Consider the following 18635-nt stretch of genomic DNA (forward strand, 5'->3'; position numbering starts at 1 on the left):
TGGCGAGACCACTGACGTAACCACTGACAACGAGCCGGGCGACGCAGACGGAGACCGCGACGGCGGCTCCGCCCGACAGATGGAGAGACGATGAGCATGGCCAAGAGGACGGACCCGCAGTCGCCTGCGCCGCACGCCGCCGACAGCCACGACCTGATCCGCGTGCACGGCGCGCGCGTGAACAACCTCAAGGACGTCAGCATCGAGATCCCGAAGCGCCGGCTGACGGTGTTCACCGGAGTCTCCGGTTCGGGCAAGAGCTCACTGGTGTTCGGCACCATCGCCGCGGAGTCGCAGCGGCTGATCAACGAGACGTACAGCGCCTTCGTGCAGGGCTTCATGCCGACCCTGGCGCGGCCCGAGGTCGATGTGCTCGACGGCCTGACCACCGTGATCACCGTCGACCAGCAGCGCCTCGGCGCCGACCCCCGCTCCACGGTCGGCACCGCCACCGACGCCAACGCGATGCTGCGCATCCTCTTCAGCCGGCTGGGCAAGCCGCACATCGGCTCGCCCCAGGCGTTCTCCTTCAATGTCGCCTCTGTCCAGGCGAGCGGTGCGTTCAAGGTCGACCGCGGTGCCGACCGGACCAGGACCGTCAAGCGGACCTTCACCCGCACCGGCGGCATGTGCACCCGCTGCGAGGGCCGGGGCACGGTCTCGGACATCGACCTCACCCAGCTCTACGACGACTCCAAGTCGCTCGCCGAGGGCGCGTTCACCATCCCCGGCTGGAAGTCGGACAGCTTCTGGACCGTGCGGGTCTACGCCGAGTCCGGGCTCCTCGACCCGGACAAGCCGATCCGCAAGTTCACCAAGAAGGAGATGCAGGACTTCCTCTACCGGGAGCCGACCAAGGTGAAGGTGGAGGGGGTCAACCTCACCTACGAGGGACTGATCCCCAAGATCCAGAAGTCGTTCCTCTCAAAGGACAAGGAGGCGTTGCAGCCGCACATCCGGGAGTTCGTGGAGCGAGCGGTCACCTTCACCACCTGCCCCGATTGCGACGGCAGCCGGCTCAGCGCCGAAGCCCGGTCGTCGAAGATCGCGAAGCTGAGCATCGCGGACGCCTGCGCGATGCAGATCAGCGACCTGGCCGAGTGGGTGCGCGGCCTCGACGACCCCTCCGTGGCCCCGCTGCTCGCCGCGTTGCAGCGGACCCTCGACTCGTTCGTGGAGATCGGACTCGGCTACCTCTCGCTCGGCCGGCCGTCGGGCACGCTGTCGGGCGGTGAGGCGCAGCGCGTCAAGATGATCCGACACCTCGGCTCCTCGCTCACCGATGTCACCTATGTCTTCGACGAGCCCACCATCGGCCTGCACCCCCATGACATCCAGCGGATGAACGACCTGCTGCTGCGGTTGCGGGACAAGGGCAACACGGTGCTGGTCGTGGAGCACAAGCCGCAGACGATCGCGATCGCCGACCACGTCGTCGACCTCGGTCCCGGCGCGGGCACGGCGGGCGGCACCGTCTGTTTCGAGGGCACCGTGGCGGGGCTGCGCGCCGGCGACACCATCACCGGCCGCCACCTCGACGACCGGGCGGCCGTCAAGGAGACGGTGCGCAAGCCCACCGGGGCGCTGGAGGTCCGGGGCGCGAGCGCGCACAACCTCCAGGGCGTCGACGTCGACATCCCGCTGGGGGTGCTGACCGTCATCACCGGGGTCGCGGGCTCCGGCAAGAGCTCGCTGGTGCACGGGTCGATCCCCGCGGGCGCGGAGGTCGTCTCGGTCGACCAGGGCGCCATCCGCGGTTCGCGGCGGAGCAACCCAGCGACGTACACCGGGCTGCTCGACCCGATCCGCAAGGCGTTCGCGAAGGCCAACGGTGTGAAGCCGGCGCTGTTCAGTCCGAACTCCGAGGGTGCCTGCCCGACCTGCAACGGCGCCGGTGTCATCTACACCGATCTGGCGATGATGGCGGGCGTCGCCACCACCTGCGAGGAGTGCGAGGGGAGGCGGTTCCAGGCCTCGGTGCTCGACCACCGCTTCGGGGGCCGCGACATCAGCGAGGTGCTGGCGATGTCGGTGACCGAGGCCGAGGAGTTCTTCGGCGCCGGCGAGGCGCGCACACCGGCCGCGCACCGGATCCTGGAGAGGCTCGCCGACGTCGGCCTCGGCTACCTCAGCCTCGGCCAGCCGCTCACCACGCTGTCCGGCGGTGAGCGCCAGCGGCTGAAGCTGGCGACCCACATGGCCGACAAGGGCGGTGTGTACGTCCTGGACGAGCCGACCACCGGGCTCCACCTCGCCGACGTCGAGCAACTGCTCGGACTGCTCGACCGGCTCGTCGACTCCGGCAAGTCGGTCATCGTCGTCGAGCACCACCAGGCGGTCATGGCGCACGCCGACTGGATCATCGACCTGGGCCCCGGCGCCGGTCACGACGGCGGCCGGATCGTCTTCGAGGGCACCCCCGCCGACCTCGTGGCCGCCCGCTCCACCCTCACCGGCGAGCACCTCGCGGCGTACGTGGGCTCCTGACCGGGGGCCGTGCGTCGTGGCTCCGTGGCGGGGCTTTGTGGCAGGGGCTTCGCGGGGTGGCTCCGTGGCGGGGCTTTGTGCCAGGGGCCTCGCGTCGTGGCTTCGCGGCGGGGCTTTGTGCCAGGGGCCTTGCAGGGTGGCTTCGCGGCGGGCGCCTCGCGGCCCACATCGCGGTTCTTGCCGGGGCCTCGCGCGGACGTGTGACATGGCCGCGCGAGGCCCGAAGCGGTCGTGCTCCCACAGCATTCGGACGGGACCGGGCGCCGTGACGTGTCACATGCCGGGCGTACGGCTTCCCATCGTCGCAGCGAACGAATCGGGGTCGCCGTCGAAGCCCCGGACCGTGCCGTGGAACTCCCAGACCCCGGAGGCGGCCCGGACGAACTCGGCCACGGTCGCCGCGGTGGCCCCGCCGACCGAGGAGAAGTCGTCCTCCGACAGGTTCGTATAGCCCTCCCGGACCTGGACAGCGGTGCTCTCTATCTCGGCGAAGGTCTTGTGGCCGTCGCGCTGCTGGATGGCGACCCCGACGACGACCCGTGTGTACGCGGTCGACAGCCGGTTCAGTTCCAGCGTCATCACTTCGTCGAAGCCGAAGCCCTGACCGGTCCTGCTGTCGCGGTCGAGCGTGATGGTGCCGTCCGGCGAACGGCTGTCGAAGTGCACGAGGTACGCAGGGCTGCCGTACGGCGCTTCGGCCAGGTAGGTCGCCGCGATTATGTCGAGGTCATGGGGCGGAGCACCATGAGGACTGGGATCCCATTTGAGTCTGACTTCGACCTTCTCGATGTCTTTGTTGGGCGTGCTCATCGGACTTGCCTCCCTGGCTTTCCGCTGGGCCGTCGGGCCTTTGACATCACCCGATCATGTCCGTAACCGAGCGTGGATCCAACCGGCTTGGATTTCGGCGATGGATTCGGGCCATCGAAGAGCCGGCCGCTCGGTCCGCCGGTCCGCCGGTCCGCCGGGCCGTTGGGCGTTCGGGCCGGTTCAGTGCGGGATGCGGCGCGGCGGTCGCTGCCGGACCTCGTCCCGGAAGCTCTCGATGGCGCTGCTGACCTGACGGATCAGATGGGTGTCCTCGATCCGGTCGAGATAGCGGCAGTTGCGGGCCACTCCGTCCAGCTCGAACGCGAAGCAGAGGGTCATCAGGGGGTTGATGAAAAGCTCGCTGCCACGGGTGCGCGACGTGAACTGGGCGTCGCCGAAGGCCCCTTGGACGGCGGCGGCTATCGACCCGTTCACAATGCTGGGGTGGTCGGGCGTGTGGTGCCGGGCGTGTGCCACGGCATCGACGAAGAGGGCGCCCTCACGTGTCGTACGGGACACGGAGAACGCGCCGAGGAAGGAACCGTCGCGTTCGAGCGCGGCGATGTTCTCCAGTACGAGACCGTGGCTCACCCCGTGGTACGCGTCGATGCCGAAGCCGATGGACACAACGAGGCGTTCCGGTACGTCGATCGCGGCGAGCGCGGCCACGCTGGCCAGATCCTCCTCCGGGGTGCCGAGGCCGGATTCGTCCCCGCGCATCAGGATGTCCGTGCCGCCGTCGACCAGAACGACCGCGTCGATGTCGTACTTCTCGATCAACGCCCGGTAGGCCGCGCGCAGCGGCTGTACGCCGACCCGGGAGAGGGCGTGAACCGTGTTCGGGTAACCGTGCATTCCGAGCCACTGGGCGAGCGTCCGCTCCGGGAAGTATGCCTGGTGGAGGGCTGTTTCGGGGGTGATGACGGCGACGTCCGGGGCGAGCCAGGAATCGAGCGGCAGCCCTTCGAGGGCGCTGAACGACAGATTGGCCAGCTGTACGTGCTTGCCCTGGTGGAACAGGGAGAGCGCGATGGGGAGTCCGGCGTAGATGTCGAAGCCGCCGCCGGCCCCCGTGACGAGGACACGTTCCGCGGATTCGAGCCGGGCGAACAGGGGGTTGATGTGCAGCGAGGCCATGGGGATCATTCTGCGGTCAACGGCGTTCGCTCCGGGCGCACTTCACCGGACTCCGCCGGAGCGTGACCCGCGCCGTGCCCGGCACCGTACGATGGCGCGGTGCTGGTCAAGTGGATTCGTTGCACCGTGGTGGACCGTCGAGGTTTTGAACGGGGGCAGCGGAAATGGGCGGAGCTGCCGGATGCGCCCGGGTTCAAGGGGCAGGGCGGCGGGTGGAGCCGCGAGCATCCGGACGTGGCGCACATCTTCGCCTTCTGGGAGAACCGGGTCTTCTACGACTCGTTCATGGCGCGTTCCCACGACGGACTGGCAGCCGCGCAGTCCGGTACGTACAGCGGCATCCAGGTCAAGCTGTTCGAGTACCGCTTCGACGTGAAGACGGGCTTCGAACCGCGTTTCACCGATGCGGATGTCGTCCGGGTGGCACACAGCAAGGTGCGCGAGGACCGGGTGGAGCACTTCGCGTTGATGCAGGAGCGGGTGTGGAATCCGGCGATGGCCGGTTCGCCCGGCATGCTGCGCGGGGTGTTCGGGGAATCGCCGGGACATGAGTTCCTGGTGCTGTCCATGTGGCAGTCGAGCGCCGAGCGTGGCAAGTACCGGGCGGGGAGCATCGAGCGGTTGTCGCAACGCACGCAGATCGACCACGACGTGGCGGAACTGGCCGGGGACGTCGTGCAGTTGGAGCCGTCGTGGACGGTGTGACCGGCCCGGCCGGGCGGATGCGTCCTGAGAGCTGAGAGCTGAGAGCTGAGAGCTGAGAGCTGAGAGCTGGGTCCCGGGCCGGGCATGCTGGCTCCGGGTGGCTCCGGGCGGCCGATCAGGCGGGCTCCGTCGGGGTGCCGAAGACTCCGGCGCGGGCGGCCGCCAGTGCCGCGTCGGCGGCGCGGTCGGTCAGCATCTCCTCCATGGGCTCGCGGGTGATGAACAGTCTGAAGAACAGGGGCGAGACCACCGCCCTGACGAGCGCTCCGGCGTCCGTGCGCCGGTCCAGCTCGTGCCGGGAGACGGCGCGCGAGACCATGATCTCGCAGCGGGCGAACCGCACTGCGTAGAAGGCGTTCAGCGCCTCCGCGGCGCGCTCGGAATGGAAGGCCGCGGCTATGAACGCGGTCGGTGCGGCCGCTGCGGCGGGATCCTCGAACGACGCGGCTGTCATGTGCGCCAGGGCCCGTAGATCCCCTTGCAGGCTTCCGGTGTCGGGCGGTGTCCAGCTGTCCTCCCCGGCCAGGTCCAGAGCGTCCGCGAGGAGCCCTTCGAGGTTGCCCCAGCGGCGGTAGAGGGTGGTCTTGTGGACGCCGGAATGCTCCGCGACGTAGTCGATGGTGAGGCCGGGGTAGCCGTGCTCCACCAGGCCGGTGAGGACGGCGTCACGGACCGCCGCCCGGGTACGCGCGGTCCTGCCGCCCGGACGGCGGGTGCCGGGGGCGAGCGGGGGCGCCGGCGGGCCGGTCTCCGGGGCGACTCTCTGTCCAGTCAATTGCTACTCCTGTTGCATTAGTGAGCTTCAGTGTGTCACACTCGCCTTAATGCGACAATGAGTGCGTTAAGTCGCTTCGCTCGACCTGACTCGGAGACGCCCTTGCCCACACAGATCACTCTGCGCGGCGTGACCATGTCCCGCGGCGACCGGCTGTTGCTCGACGATGTCTCGCTCACCGTGCGCCCGGGCGAGCGGATCGGCATCGTGGGGGAGAACGGTGCGGGGAAGACGACCCTGCTCCGGCTCCTCGCCGGGCTCGAACAGCCCGACTCCGGCAGCGTGTTCACGGCTGCCGACCACGGCACCGGCCTGCTGGCCCAGACCCCACGGCTGCCGCCCGAAAGCACGGTCCAGGACACGATCGACGACGCGCTGGCGGAACTGCGCGCGATGGAAAGGAAGTTGCGGGAGACCGAGGCGGACCTCGGCACGGCCGACGAAGCCGCGCTCGCCGCCTACGGAGAGCTGCTCACCGATTTCGAGCTGCGCGGCGGATACGAAGCGGACGCCCGCGTGGACAAGGCGATGCACGGTCTCGGCCTCGCTCATATAGGGCCGGCCAGGAAGCTCGGCAGCCTCTCCGGCGGTGAGCAGGCGAGACTGGGCCTCGCCTGCCTGATCGCGGCGTCCCCCGAGGTGATGCTGCTCGACGAACCCACCAACCACCTGGACGAAGCCGCGCTCGACTGGCTGGAGAGCGCCCTCACGTCCCACCCCGGCACCGTGATCGCCGTGTCCCACGACCGGATCTTCCTGGAACACGTCGCCACCGCGGTGCTGGAGGTCGACGCCGACCGGCGCACGGTCGTGCGCTACGGCGGCGGCTACGCGGGATTCCGGGCCGAGCAGAGCGCCGCACGGCAACGCTGGGAGCAGTCCTACGCCCAGTGGTGCGAGGAGACCGCACAGCTGGAGGAGTACACGGCGACCACCGCCCACGGCGTCGCCCCCGGCCGTGCCATCAGGGACAACAACAAAATGGCGTACGACCGGGCTGCGGGCCGGGTCCAGGCCTCCGTGTCCGGCCGGGTCCGCAACGCTCGCAAGCGGCTGGAACGGCTGCGGGCGGAGCCCGTCCCCAGGCCGCCGGACCCGCTGCGCTTCGCCGCCCTGCCCAGGTCCGGCGAGACCGCGGGAGAGCTGGTGTCCCTGAGCGGCATACGCGTCGGTGACCGGCTCTCCGTCGACCGGCTCACCGTGGCGGCAGCCGACAGACTGCTGATCCACGGCGGCAACGGGGCGGGGAAGTCCACCCTGCTCCGGGTCATGGCGGGCGTGCTCGAACCGGACGCGGGGCGCGTCGTCCGGCGCGGCGGAATCGGCTACCTGGCCCAGGAGGTGCCGGTGCACCGCCCGGCGGAGTGCGTGCTCACGGCATTCGGCCGAGGGCTGCCGCTCAGCGAGGACGAGCAGGAGAAACTGCTGCTCTCGTACGGACTGTTCCGTTCCCGCGACCTCCGGGTACCGGTCGGATCCCTTTCGGCGGGGCAGCGCAGACGGCTCGCCCTCGCCCGTCTCCTGGCCCGGCCCGCGGATCTGCTACTGCTCGACGAACCGGCGAACCACCTGGCACTCGGACTCGTACAGGAGCTGGAGGAAGCGCTGGCCCACTGGCAGGGTGCGCTGGTGGTGGTCTCGCACGACCGGCTGCTGCGCCGCCGTTTCACCGGCGACATCCGTCGGCTGGAGGCCGGACAACTGCTCGAATGAGCCGCAGCCGATCTAGGGTCGGTACATGGCACGACCGCAACGCATCGTCCTCGTCCGGCACGGGGAGTCCGAGGGAAACGCCGACGACACGGTCTACGAGCGTGAGCCGGATCATGCGCTGAGGCTCACCGCGAGAGGGCTGAGACAGGCCAGGGAGACGGGCGTGCGGCTGCGCGAGTTGTTCGACGGCGAGCGGGTCAGCGTGTACGTCTCGCCCTACCGCCGCACCCACGAGACATTCAGGTCCCTCGGTCTGGACCTGGAGAACGTACGGGTGCGTGAGGAGCCGCGGCTGCGTGAGCAGGACTGGGGGAACTGGCAGGACCGCGACGACGTGCGCCTGCAGAAGGCGTACCGGGACGCGTACGGGCACTTCTTCTACCGCTTCGCGCAGGGGGAGTCCGGAGCCGATGTGTACGACAGGGTCGGGGCTTTCCTGGAGAGCCTGTACCGGAGTTTCGAGGATCCCGGCCATCCGCAGAACGTCCTGCTGGTCACGCACGGACTGACCATGCGTTTGTTCTGCATGCGCTGGTTCCACTGGTCGGTGGCCGAGTTCGAGTCACTGTCCAACCCGGGCAACGGGGAGACCCGCACGCTGATACTCGGAGCGGACGGCCGCTACACCCTTGACCGGCCGTTCGAGCGCTGGCGTACCCCTGAGCCGTACGGCATCACCGGATAGAGTGGAAGGGCGATGACAACCGCTGACTCTGCTTCCGGCCAACGGGCCCTGCGCGCCCTGGCCAGCCTGCGCGGCCTCTCCGTGGGAGATGCACTGGGCTCCCAGTTCTTTGTGCCCGTCAACTATCCGCTGCTGAAGCGGCGTGAACTCCCACTCGGCTCCTGGCAGTGGACGGACGACACCGAGATGGCGTGCTCGGTGCTGGCCGTGCTGGTGGAGCACGAGCGGATCGACCAGGACGCGCTCGCCCACTCCTTCGCCCACCACCACGACTTCGACCGCGGTTACGGCCCCGCCGTGAACCGGCTGCTCAGACTGGTCCGGGAGGGCGGTGACTGGCGGGAGCTGGCGTCCGCGCTGTTCCAGGGCCAGGGGTCCTGGGGCAACGGCTCGGCGATGCGGATCGCACCTCTCGGCGCCTGGTACGCGGACGATCCGGAGCAGGCCACCCACCAGGCCGAGATCTCCTCGTACACCACGCATCAGCACCGCGAGGCGGTCGTGGGCGCGATGGCCGTCGCGGCGGCGGCCTCACTGGCGGCGGCGACGACCGGGCCGCCCGCCCCGGCGGAGCTGCTCGACGGCGTCATCGCACTCGTACCCCGCAGCGCCGTCGGTGCCGGGCTGCGCAGGGCCCGCGACATGCTCGACTACGGCGACGCCGGGACGGTCGCGGCGGTCCTCGGCAACGGCCGGCGTACCAGCGCACACGACACCGTTCCCTTCGCCCTCTGGTCGGCGGCGCGGAGCCTGGGCGACTTCGAGCAGGCCATCTGGGTGACCGCCCAGGCGGGCGGAGACGTCGACACGACGTGTGCGATCGTCGGCGGGATCGTCGCGGCGGGCAAGGCGGGCGCGCCACCGGCCGACTGGACGGCGCGGACGGAGGAGCTTCCGGACTGGCTCCCGCAGCGGGACGGCGGCAGCTGAGCCGCCGACGAGCGGAGCGCAGGACCGGGCCGCCGGACTGTCACGGTACTGCCACAGCCCCTTCCCGCACGGCTCGCGACAGCGAGCGGAAGCTACTCTTTCGGCCACGCCGCCGTTGGTGATCATTCAGACGGGTGTGCGCCGAAAATGAGACGCCGGGGTGCCTCAGCCGCCGCCCTGCGGGCGGTGTGCGCGGACCTCGGTGGGGGAGGGGTCCCATGTCCGATCACATGTCAGAAACGCCCCGGCCGGCGGATGGACCGGATCCGTCCGAGCCGTCGGGGCAGCCCGGAACGTCCGAGCTGATCGCATCGCCGAAGGCGCTGCCGCCGGAGCCCCGCGGCACCGTTCCCGAGCCACCGAAAGTGCCTGGTTACGCGCAGCACGGCGGGCAGTATCCGCCCAACCCCTGGCGGCAGGGCAGCTCTCAGCAGGCCTCCGCGCTGTCCACACTGCGCCCGGCGGCGCCCGCCGCCATCCATGGCGCGACGCTCTGCTGCGTCGTCGTCACGGCGATACTGAGCGCCCTGCTGCTGGGCGACGGCCTCGGCGTGAACGCGCTGATCGTCGCGGTCCCCGCAACGCTCGGGGCCTGCTTCGCCGCACGGACGGCCGGTCGCCGCCTCCGCCCGTGGGCGGCGCTGTGGGCGCTCGGCGGACTGGGGCTCCTCGCCGTCCCGGCCCTTCGGGACGCCGGCTGGCCCGTCTTCCTGGCCGTCGTGTCAGCCATCGCGCTGGGGTCGCTCGCCCTGCACGGCAGCCGCAGCTGGCTCGGGGTGTTCCTGGGGTCGCTGGGCCTGTTCAGCGCCATTGCGGACGGTCTGGCCTGGGGCGGGCGGGGCGTGCGTGCCCGAATGACGGGCTCCCGCGGCCGGTTGGGGGTCGTTCTCCGCAGCATCGCGGTGGCGGTCGTCCTGCTCATCGTGTTCGGAGCACTGTTCGCGAGCGCCGACGCCGCCTTCGCCGACGTGCTCGGCGACCTGATGCCCGATGTTTCGCTCACCGGCAGCCCGTGGCGGTTCTTCCTCTTCCTGGTCGGTCTGGTCGGCGCGCTCGCCGCCGCGTACGCCGCAGCCGCTCCGATCCGCTGGGACGGCCTCACAGTCCGTCAGGGGAAGGCCCGCGGGCGGCTGGAGTGGGCCTTGCCGCTCATCGTGCTGAACCTGCTGTTCGCCGTCTTCATCGCCGTCCAGCTCGCCGTGCTGCTCGGCGGATACGACAAGGTGATGGCCGAGACCCATCTCAGCTACTCCGCATACGCCCGGCAGGGCTTCTGGCAGCTTCTCTGGGCCACGGTCCTCACACTGCTGGTGATCGCGCTCGCCCTGCGCTGGGCCCCCCGCGGACGGGACGGCGACCGCACTCTCGTCCGGAGCGTGCTCGGCGCGCTGTGCCTGCTCACCCTGATCGTCGTGGCCTCCGCGCTGAGGCGGATGGACCTCTACGTCGACGCGTACGGTCTGACCCGGCTGCGGATATCCGTGGCCGCCGTGGAGCTCTGGCTGGGCGTGGTGCTCGTTCTGATCATGGCCGCCGGGGTGTTCGGTGCCCGTATGCTGCCGCGTGCCGTGGCCGCGAGCGCGGCCGTCGGCGTCCTCGCGTTCGGGCTGATCTCGCCCGACGGCCTGATCGCGGAGCAGAACGTACAGCGGTACCGCGACGATCACTCGATCGACATCGACTACCTCAAGGACCTGTCGGCCGACGCCGTACCGGCCCTGGACACGTTGCCCGAACCGCTGCGCTCCTGCGCCCTCATGGACATCGAACGGTCACTGCGCACCGACGACGCTCCCTGGTACGCCACCAGCTGGGGCGAAGCAAGGGCCCGCGACATCCTGAAGCGGAATCCGGCCGGTCCGACGCAGTCCTGCACCGGATCGCGCACGGGCACCGGAGGCAGCGATCGTGACGGTGACGAAAGCGATCCGTACGACCCGTACTGACCGGCCCGGAGTCACGTACGCGCGGGCATGCCGGCCCCGTGCGCCAACCTCGCACCACCGTGGCCACCGGCCTCGGAAGCGCTCCCTCCGAGGCGCCGCGCCATACGGAACGTCGGCCTCCACGACCGCGCCGCGACCCTTGTCGGGGCCGTGTCGCAACTGCGTGGCGGCCGACGGGCGCCCCGGGGTGTTGCGGGCCGCCCCATCGGCGTACGCTGACAGGCGCCATGCCGTACGAACCACCCACGCACACCGTCGAGCGCTCACTGCGCGCCACCACCGGTGCCAGGACCGTCGCCGGCGTCGACGAGGTCGGACGCGGAGCGTGGGCGGGACCGGTCACAGTGTGCGCAGCCGTCACCGGCCTCCGCAGACCTCCCGCCGGACTCACCGACTCCAAGTTGATCAGCCCCAAACGCCGCGCGGAGCTCGCGCCGTTGCTGGAGCGCTGGGTCACCGCATTCGGTCTCGGCGACGCCTCCCCGCAGGAGATCGACGAGCTCGGGATGACGGCCGCGCTGCGCCTCGCCGCGGTACGTGCCCTCGAAGCCCTGCCGGTACGGCCGGACGCGGTGATACTCGACGGCAAGCACGACTACCTGGGACAGCCCTGGCAGGTCCGCACAGTGATCAAGGGCGACCAGTCCTGTATCGCGGTCGCGGCCGCTTCGGTGATCGCGAAGGTCCACCGGGACACGATGATGGCCGAACTGGGCGCGGATTCCGGCGAGTACGCCGAATTCGCCTTCGGGGCCAACGCCGGTTACCCCTCGCCCGTACACAGGGCCGCGCTGGAGGAGTGGGGGCCGACACCCCACCACCGTCTGTCGTGGTCCTATCTCGACGCGCTGCCCAGGTGGCAGCACCTCAAGAAGGTCCGCATCTCCGCCGAGGCGGCTGCACTGGAAAGCGGGGGCCAGCTCGGCTTCGACTTCTGATCGCGCACATGTACCCACCCGCCGACGCCCCGAGCGCCGGCGTTTGATAGACAACCACCCATGCCTCTCATCCCCGAGGAGCCTCAGATTCACGAGAGCGCCCAGGGTCCCCGCGTCACTCCGGCCGCCGGCCGCACCGCGTCGACCCCCCGTCCCGTACCCGGCCCGCGTTCAGCGGCCACGCCGCGCCCCGGTCGCCCCGGGCCCGGCCCCGCGAGGCCCGCGCCCCCGGCGCAGCGCCCGCACCCCACTCCCGGCCGCTCCCGGACGGATACGCCGGAGAATCGTTCCGCACCGCAGATCCAGCTGATCCCCGCCTCGGCGGCCGGCGCACTCGACGCCGCCGACGAAGCGGTGGACCTGCTGCTCGACTCCGGCCGCGCACCGGGCGACATCCTGGTGCTCACCACCGGTGAGCAGCACCCGTGGGCCGCGCATGAACTCACCTTCGGCGAGGCCGCCTACTGGGCGCAGCACGAGACCGGCGACGATGTCTTCTTCGCCGGTGCCGAAGCTGCGGACCGGTTGCGGACCCGCCCGGTGGTGATCGTCGCGGTCAACGGCGGTGACACCGTCGCCGACGTGCTGACCGGGGCGCGGGAGCGCGCCGGAGCACTGCTGATCGTGTGCGGGGACCCGCAGAGGATCAACGCAGTGCTCGGTGCCGCGGTCTGATCCGTACGGCACACCTGACCGTGGCCGCGGGCCCGGCTGTCCGACAGGGCGGCCGGGCCCGCGGTTCGTGGGTCAGCGGGCCGCGGTGTGCCGAAGCGCCTGCGAGGCTCCGCCGCCGGTGCGCAGCGGAGCCGGATCCTGGTCCAGCGAGACGTCGGCGAGAGCGGACGGCCGTGACATGGAGTGGGGACTGCGCCCGCCACGGCCCTCGCCCAGTACCTGCCAACCACCGCGGGTCAGTGTGATGTACGCGCCGCATCGCAGTCCGTGCAGCGTGCAGGCATCCCGCAGGCCCCACATCCACGCTCCGTCCTCCTCCGTCCAAGGCTCGTCGCCCTCACGGCAGTAGAGAAGCACCGCGGTACGGACGGGGGTGCGGCGGCGAAGATCGTGCGGGATGACCCGGCGCAGATGCGCCAGCAACGCGTTGCGGAACTCCCAGCCGTCCGCGGCGATGGAGCGCCGGGCGAACGAAGCGCTGGCCGCGAGGCGTTCCTCATGGTCGAGCACGGCGATCACAGCGGTCGCCGGGGCCGGCCGGTGCCGGGAGTGCAGGCCGCTGACGACCTCGCGGGGGCTGCGCAGCAGCGGTATCCCCGCTTCGGCCCACTCGGCGGGTTCGAGCATCCTGGCGAGACGGTTGGCCGAGTCGGCGGACGCCGACATCGAAGTGGCTGCGGACGGAGCGAATCCGAAGGTCACGATCCTCCCTTCGCATACGCGCCCATGGTGCGGGCAGGGTCGAGTGAGGGCGCACCGCGGCACAACCCTTCCGGGCCGCGAAAGGGACTGTGCGGGGAGCGAGTCCAATTCTTCCTGGCGTATCGGCGGGCGGCAACGAGCAATTGGCGCAGGTGACGGGTATCGGCCGAAATGACTCTGATATCCCTGCCCACGCAGTGCACGGATGACGCCCCCCATCACATCCGAACGGCGAGGACCAGCGGAAACACCGATCCGAGCCTCTCGGCAGCCGGTCGGAACACGGTGATCCCCGAGCGCTCCCCGTGCCCGGGAACACTTGGCCGACCGGTCCCCTGTGAGCTGTGTGTCACGTGGGGTGAAGTCGCCGATTGTCCGAGCCATCGGGTTGCATGGGGGCATGGACACCCTGGAGCTCCGCGCCGAAGCCGATGCCATCCTTGCCGATCTGGTGGGTGACCCCGGGGGTTCGGCGCGGTTGCGGGAGGACCAGTGGCAGGCGGTGGCCGCGTTGGTGGAAGAGCGCCGGCGCGCGCTGGTGGTGCAGCGCACGGGCTGGGGCAAGTCCGCGGTGTACTTCGTCGCCACCGCCCTGCTGCGCCGGCGTGGCGCCGGGCCCACGGTGATCGTCTCGCCGCTGCTGGCCCTGATGCGCAACCAGGTCGACTCGGCGGCCCGGGCCGGCATCCGGGCGCGCACCATCAACTCGGCCAACCCGGAGGAGTGGGACACCATCTACGAGGAGGTCGAGCGCGGCGACACCGACGTTCTCCTCGTGAGTCCGGAGCGTCTCAACTCGGTGGATTTCCGCGATCAGGTGCTGCCCAAGCTCGCGGCGACCACCGGTCTGCTGGTGGTGGACGAGGCGCACTGCATCTCCGACTGGGGCCATGACTTCCGTCCCGACTACCGCAGGCTGCGGGCCATGCTCGCCGAGCTGGCCCCCGGTGTGCCGGTGCTGGCCACCACGGCGACCGCGAACGCACGGGTCACCGCGGACGTGGCCGATCAGCTGGGTACCGGAGCCGGCGAGGCCCTGGTGCTGCGCGGCCCGCTGGAGCGGGAGAGCCTGCGGCTGGGTGTGGTCCGGCTGCCGGACGCCGCGCACCGCCTGGCCTGGCTCGCCGAGCACCTGGACGACCTGCAGGGCTCGGGGATCATCTACACCCTCACGGTCGCGGCGGCCGAGGAGGCCACCGCCTTCCTGCGCCAGCGCGGTTTCCGCGTGGCCTCGTACACCGGGAAGACGGAGAACGCCGACCGGCTGCAGGCCGAGGTCGACCTGCAGGAGAACCGGGTCAAGGCACTGGTGGCGACCTCGGCCCTGGGCATGGGCTTCGACAAGCCGGACCTGGGCTTCGTGGTGCATCTCGGCTCGCCGTCCTCGCCGATCGCCTACTACCAGCAGGTGGGGCGTGCGGGGCGCGGTGTCGCCCACGCCGATGTGCTGCTGCTGCCGGGCAAGGAGGACGAGGCGATCTGGCGCTACTTCGCCGATACCGCCTTCCCGCCCGAGGCACAGGTCCGACAGACTCTCTCGGCCCTCGCCGACGCGGGACGGCCACTGTCCGTGCCGGCGCTGGAAGCCGTGGTGGATCTGCGGCGCACCCGCCTGGAGTCGATGCTGAAGGTGCTGGACGTCGACGGCGCGGTCAAGCGAGTGAAGGGCGGCTGGACGGCCACGGGAGCCGAGTGGGTGTACGACGCCGAACGCTACGCGTGGGTTGCGCGGCAGCGGGCCGCCGAGCAGCAGGCCATGCGCGACTACGCGAGCACGTCCCAGTGCCGGATGGAGTTCTTGCGCCGGCAGCTGGACGACGAGGGGGCGGCCCCGTGCGGCCGCTGCGACAACTGTGCTGGCGCCTGGGCCGATTCGGCCGTCTCGGCGGACGCCCTGATGGGCGCGGCCAAGGAACTGGACCGGCCGGGAGTGGAGGTCGAGCCGCGCCGGATGTGGCCGACGGGGATGCCTGCTCTGGGCATCGAGCTCAAGGGCCGTATCCCGGCCAAGGAGCAGTGCTCCACCGGTCGTGCCCTGGGCCGGCTCTCGGACATCGGCTGGGGCAACCGGCTGCGCCCGCTGCTGGCCGAGAACGCGCCCGACGGACCGGTCCCCGATGATGTCCTGCAGGCCGCGGTGGCGGTCCTCGCCGACTGGGCGCGCTCCGCGGGCGGCTGGGCGCCGAGTGTCCCGGACGCCACTGCCCGGCCGGTCGGGGTCGTCGCCGTACCGTCCCTGACCCGCCCGCAACTGGTCGGCTCCCTCGCCCAGGGAATCGCGACGATCGGCCGCCTGCCCTTCCTCGGCACCCTGACGTACACCGGGCCGGACGGCGCGCACACGGCACGCCGCAGCAACTCCGCCCAACGCCTCCGGGCGCTCTCCGGCGCCTTCGCCGTCCCCGAGGCGCTGGCCGATGCCCTGGCACGCACTCCCGGCCCCGTCCTGCTCGTGGACGACTGCACCGAATCCGGCTGGACCCTCGCGGTCGCCGCCCGGCTGCTGCGCCAGGCCGGCAGCGACCAGGTCCTTCCGCTGGTCCTCGCCGCGGCAGGCTGAGACCCTCTGCCGGTACTCGCTGACGAGTCGGGCGCATAAGGAGTCGGCGAGGCACTGGAAGTTACGTGGACCGAATGCGTCATGTCCCCATGCAACCCGCCAGGTACGACGGACCGCCAGCACCCCGTGCCCCCTGTGGACAAGTTATCCACAGGGGGTCGCGGAATCCGGCTTCTCGCGGGACGGTCATGCCATGAACCAGCACCACGAATCCACCGGTCCGGCCGACGAGCAGCAGATCACCCTCCGAGGGCCTGCCGAACTCGCCGATGCTCTCCCCTACCTCATGGGGTTCCACCCGAACGACAGCGTGATCATGGTTGCCCTGCACGGCGGCAGGGGCCGCTTCGGCGGAAGGCTCAGGCTCGGCATCCCACAATCGCCCCAGGAATGGGCTCCCGTCGCCGAGCAGCTCGCCGAGTGCCTGATCAAGGGGAGCGAGCGGCGTGGTGAACGCCCCGACGCGATCGTCATTTTCCTCTGCCAGGACCCCGCCGAGGGCGAGTCCGGCAGCCGGATCATGGAGCGGCTGCGGCCATTCGCCCAGCGCCTGCGTACGGCCTGCGGCGGACTGGACGTGCCGGTCCTCGAAGCGCTCTGCATCTCCGACGGCCGGTACTGGTCCTACTGCTGTCCGGACGAGCGTTGCTGCCCGGCGGAAGGAAACCAACTGGCCATGCCCGGCACTTCGGTGATGGCGGCCGCTGCCGCGTACGCGGGCATCCAAGTGCGGGGAACACTGCGGGAGATGGAGTCGAGGCTCGCTCCTCTGACCACCTCGGCGGCCGCGGGCCAGCAACGCGCGCTCGACTCGGCGGGTGCCGAGCTGGTGCCCAAACTCCTCGACGAAGAGGGTCGCGAGGATGTGGCACGAGAGACCCTGGACCTGGCCCGGCAGCTCATGAAACGACTCGGGGAGGCGCCGGTGACGACGCAGTCCGCGTCGGACATCGGCGACGACGGGCTGATCAGTCATGACGAGGCTGCCGCCGTGATTCTCGGCCTGCAGGACCGGGAAACCCGTGACAGGGCGGCGGAATGGATGGAGGGCCCGGAAGCCGCTTCGGCGCTGAGGCTCTGGCGCGCACTGTCCCGTCGTTGCGTGGCGCCGTACGAGGAGCATGCCGCGGCGCCACTGACCCTGGCCGGATGGGTCTCGTGGTCGACGGGCGACGAGCCGGGCGCGCGGGTCGCGCTGGGCCTCGCCCTGCGGATCGATCCCAGGTACACCTTTGCCCAACTGCTTCATGAGGCGTGCAACCAGGGTCTCGACCCGGAGACCCTGCGCCGATGCCTGCGCGGGGAGCGCAGCGTACGAGCGGGACGGCGTGGGCACCGGCCGGACCGGAGCGTGCGACCGCGCACGGCCCGGCCGGCCGCCACGCGCCGGAAGAAGAGCCCGTCCGGCTCCGCCCGTCCCGAATCGGCGGCCACCCGGCGCCGCTCCGGGCAAGGCACCCCCGGTCGGCATGTCTCCCAGGACGATGGATGACTCGCATGCCCCGTCGTTCCGCGAGGCCTCGCACCGCTGCCACGTACTGGGCGTCCGTGCCTGGGCCCATGCGGTGCCGTCGTGGCACGCGTCCCGGCGCCGTGCCAGGACGTGGTGCGGCCGTCCGCCCCCGGAGGAGCCGCTCCCGGAACAGCCAATGGACGAGCATTGCGAAGGGAGTGTTTATCGTCAGGCAGACGACTATGATCGCCGCATGCCGCCCTACGACCCGTCGACCTTTCCGCCCTTCGCTGTCACCGTCGACCTGGTCGTGCTCACGGTGCGCCGCCACGCGCTCTGCGCGCTGGTGGTACGCCGTGGTGAGCCACCGTTCCAGGGGCGATGGGCACTGCCCGGCGGGTTCGTCAAAGCCGATGAGGATCTCGGATCCGCAGCAGCGCGCGAGCTGGTCGAGGAGACCGGCCTGTGCGCCCAGGATCCGTCGGCCCCGGCGGTCGGTAACGGCGCCCACCTCGAACAGCTCGCCACCTACGGCGATCCCGATCGTGACCCGCGGATGCGGGTCGTCAGCGTCGCCCACCTCGCCCTGGCACCCGATCTGCCGGCCCCACGGGCCGGCGGCGATGCGAACAGCGCGCGATGGGCGTCCGTCGACGACCTGCTCGGAGCGGACGGGAGCTTCGGCCAGGAAGGAGAGAGCCAGACCCCGCTGGCCTTCGACCATGCTCAGATCCTTGCCGACGGGGTCGAACGCGCCCGCTCCAAGATCGAGTACTCCTCCCTGGCCACCGCGTTCTGCCCTCAGGAGTTCACGGTCGGCGAGCTCCGGAGGGTGTACGAGGCGGTGTGGGGAGTGGTTCTCGACCCGCGGAACTTCCATCGCAAGGTCACCGGCACTCCCGGCTTCCTGGTGCCCACCGGCGGTACGACCACGCGCCAGGGCGGTCGCCCGGCCCAGCTCTTCCGGGCCGGGGCGGCCACCGTGCTCAACCCCCCGATGCTGAGGCCGGAAGTCTGACCTCGCGGAACACCCGCCGGGCTGGGGCTGCGCAAAAAGTCGGATATGTCGGGTTATCTTTCTGTGGTACCCGCCCTGCCGTCGAGCGGTCTCACCTTCCG

15 protein-coding genes are annotated in these 18635 nt (G+C 70.7%); 11 read left to right on the plus strand and 4 right to left on the minus strand.

The window, feature by feature from the left end:
• Positions 1 to 90: 90 nt before the first annotated feature.
• Positions 91 to 2487 (plus strand): ATP-binding cassette domain-containing protein, encoded by a 2397-nt coding sequence (locus tag EES42_RS27305; RefSeq protein ID WP_124720953.1) that lies wholly within the window; start codon positions 91 to 93, stop codon positions 2485 to 2487.
• Between the two features lie 273 nt (positions 2488 to 2760).
• Here the strand turns inward: EES42_RS27305 and EES42_RS27310 are convergent, their stop codons facing one another.
• Positions 2761 to 3297 (minus strand): TerD family protein, encoded by a 537-nt coding sequence (locus EES42_RS27310; protein ID WP_124720954.1) that lies wholly within the window; start codon positions 3295 to 3297, stop codon positions 2761 to 2763.
• A gap of 180 nt (positions 3298 to 3477) precedes the next feature.
• Positions 3478 to 4434: a DUF1152 domain-containing protein gene (locus EES42_RS27315; RefSeq protein WP_124720955.1), complete on the minus strand. Its 957-nt coding sequence runs from the start codon at positions 4432 to 4434 to the stop codon at positions 3478 to 3480.
• A gap of 99 nt (positions 4435 to 4533) precedes the next feature.
• On the opposite strand from EES42_RS27315, the gene EES42_RS27320 reads away from it, so the two are divergent.
• Positions 4534 to 5139 carry a YdbC family protein gene (locus EES42_RS27320; protein ID WP_124720956.1) on the plus strand — a complete coding sequence of 202 codons (606 nt, stop codon included), beginning with the start codon at positions 4534 to 4536 and terminating at the stop codon, positions 5137 to 5139.
• 115 nt (positions 5140 to 5254) lie between these two features.
• On the opposite strand, the gene EES42_RS27325 is transcribed toward EES42_RS27320, so the two are convergent.
• Positions 5255 to 5914, minus strand: coding sequence for a TetR/AcrR family transcriptional regulator (locus EES42_RS27325; RefSeq protein WP_124720957.1), 660 nt, complete (start codon positions 5912 to 5914; stop codon positions 5255 to 5257).
• 102 nt (positions 5915 to 6016) lie between these two features.
• Here EES42_RS27325 and EES42_RS27330 point away from each other — a divergent pair, with 102 nt between their 5' ends.
• The 6 genes from EES42_RS27330 to EES42_RS27355 all read left to right on the plus strand — a co-directional run bounded on the left by EES42_RS27330 (position 6017) and on the right by EES42_RS27355 (position 12801).
• Positions 6017 to 7627, plus strand: coding sequence for an ABC-F family ATP-binding cassette domain-containing protein (locus tag EES42_RS27330; RefSeq protein WP_277426143.1), 1611 nt, complete (start codon positions 6017 to 6019; stop codon positions 7625 to 7627).
• A gap of 25 nt (positions 7628 to 7652) precedes the next feature.
• On the plus strand, positions 7653 to 8312 hold the full coding sequence (locus EES42_RS27335; protein ID WP_124720959.1) for a histidine phosphatase family protein: 660 nt from the start codon (positions 7653 to 7655) through the stop codon (positions 8310 to 8312).
• Between the two features lie 12 nt (positions 8313 to 8324).
• The gene (locus EES42_RS27340) at positions 8325 to 9242 is read left to right on the plus strand and encodes an ADP-ribosylglycohydrolase family protein (protein ID WP_124720960.1); all 918 of its coding nucleotides are present in this window, start codon (positions 8325 to 8327) and stop codon (positions 9240 to 9242) included.
• A 218-nt stretch (positions 9243 to 9460) separates the two neighbouring features.
• Entirely contained in the window at positions 9461 to 11188 is a 1728-nt protein-coding gene (locus EES42_RS27345) for a DUF4153 domain-containing protein (RefSeq protein WP_206433605.1), read from the plus strand.
• Positions 11189 to 11415: 227 nt separating this feature from the next.
• Positions 11416 to 12126 (plus strand): ribonuclease HII, encoded by a 711-nt coding sequence (locus tag EES42_RS27350; RefSeq protein WP_124720961.1) that lies wholly within the window; start codon positions 11416 to 11418, stop codon positions 12124 to 12126.
• Positions 12127 to 12186: 60 nt separating this feature from the next.
• Positions 12187 to 12801, plus strand: a complete 615-nt coding sequence (locus tag EES42_RS27355) for a hypothetical protein (protein ID WP_124720962.1) — start codon at positions 12187 to 12189, stop codon at positions 12799 to 12801.
• Between the two features lie 72 nt (positions 12802 to 12873).
• Here EES42_RS27355 and EES42_RS27360 read toward each other — a convergent pair whose 3' ends face one another.
• The gene (locus EES42_RS27360) at positions 12874 to 13503 is read right to left on the minus strand and encodes a hypothetical protein (protein WP_124720963.1); all 630 of its coding nucleotides are present in this window, start codon (positions 13501 to 13503) and stop codon (positions 12874 to 12876) included.
• Between the two features lie 400 nt (positions 13504 to 13903).
• Here EES42_RS27360 and EES42_RS27365 point away from each other — a divergent pair, with 400 nt between their 5' ends.
• The 3 genes from EES42_RS27365 (at position 13904) to EES42_RS27375 (ending at position 18534) form a co-directional block, all read left to right on the plus strand.
• Positions 13904 to 16063, plus strand: coding sequence for a RecQ family ATP-dependent DNA helicase (locus EES42_RS27365; protein ID WP_124720964.1), 2160 nt, complete (start codon positions 13904 to 13906; stop codon positions 16061 to 16063).
• Positions 16064 to 16256: 193 nt separating this feature from the next.
• Positions 16257 to 17555, plus strand: coding sequence for a DUF4192 domain-containing protein (locus tag EES42_RS27370; protein ID WP_124720965.1), 1299 nt, complete (start codon positions 16257 to 16259; stop codon positions 17553 to 17555).
• A gap of 214 nt (positions 17556 to 17769) precedes the next feature.
• Positions 17770 to 18534 (plus strand): NUDIX hydrolase, encoded by a 765-nt coding sequence (locus EES42_RS27375; protein WP_124720966.1) that lies wholly within the window; start codon positions 17770 to 17772, stop codon positions 18532 to 18534.
• The last annotated feature ends 101 nt before the right edge of the window (positions 18535 to 18635 follow it).

It is taken from the genome of Streptomyces sp. ADI95-17 (assembly GCF_003846175.1).
In the GTDB taxonomy this organism is placed as follows: domain Bacteria; phylum Actinomycetota; class Actinomycetes; order Streptomycetales; family Streptomycetaceae; genus Streptomyces; species Streptomyces sanglieri.

Excerpts from the sequence above, each read along its gene's own strand:
- EES42_RS27365 (WP_124720964.1), top strand. The coding sequence starts at position 13,904 with ATGGACACCCTGGAGCTCCGCGCCGAAGCCGATGCCATCCTTGCCGAT.
- EES42_RS27370 (WP_124720965.1), top strand. The coding sequence starts at position 16,257 with ATGAACCAGCACCACGAATCCACCGGTCCGGCCGACGAGCAGCAGATC.
- EES42_RS27345 (WP_206433605.1), top strand. The coding sequence starts at position 9,461 with ATGTCCGATCACATGTCAGAAACGCCCCGGCCGGCGGATGGACCGGAT.
- EES42_RS27355 (WP_124720962.1), top strand. The coding sequence starts at position 12,187 with ATGCCTCTCATCCCCGAGGAGCCTCAGATTCACGAGAGCGCCCAGGGT.
- EES42_RS27310 (WP_124720954.1), bottom strand. The coding sequence starts at position 3,297 with ATGAGCACGCCCAACAAAGACATCGAGAAGGTCGAAGTCAGACTCAAA.
- EES42_RS27375 (WP_124720966.1), top strand. The coding sequence starts at position 17,770 with ATGCCGCCCTACGACCCGTCGACCTTTCCGCCCTTCGCTGTCACCGTC.
- EES42_RS27305 (WP_124720953.1), top strand. The coding sequence starts at position 91 with ATGAGCATGGCCAAGAGGACGGACCCGCAGTCGCCTGCGCCGCACGCC.
- EES42_RS27340 (WP_124720960.1), top strand. The coding sequence starts at position 8,325 with ATGACAACCGCTGACTCTGCTTCCGGCCAACGGGCCCTGCGCGCCCTG.
- EES42_RS27315 (WP_124720955.1), bottom strand. The coding sequence starts at position 4,434 with ATGGCCTCGCTGCACATCAACCCCCTGTTCGCCCGGCTCGAATCCGCG.
- EES42_RS27335 (WP_124720959.1), top strand. The coding sequence starts at position 7,653 with ATGGCACGACCGCAACGCATCGTCCTCGTCCGGCACGGGGAGTCCGAG.
- EES42_RS27350 (WP_124720961.1), top strand. The coding sequence starts at position 11,416 with ATGCCGTACGAACCACCCACGCACACCGTCGAGCGCTCACTGCGCGCC.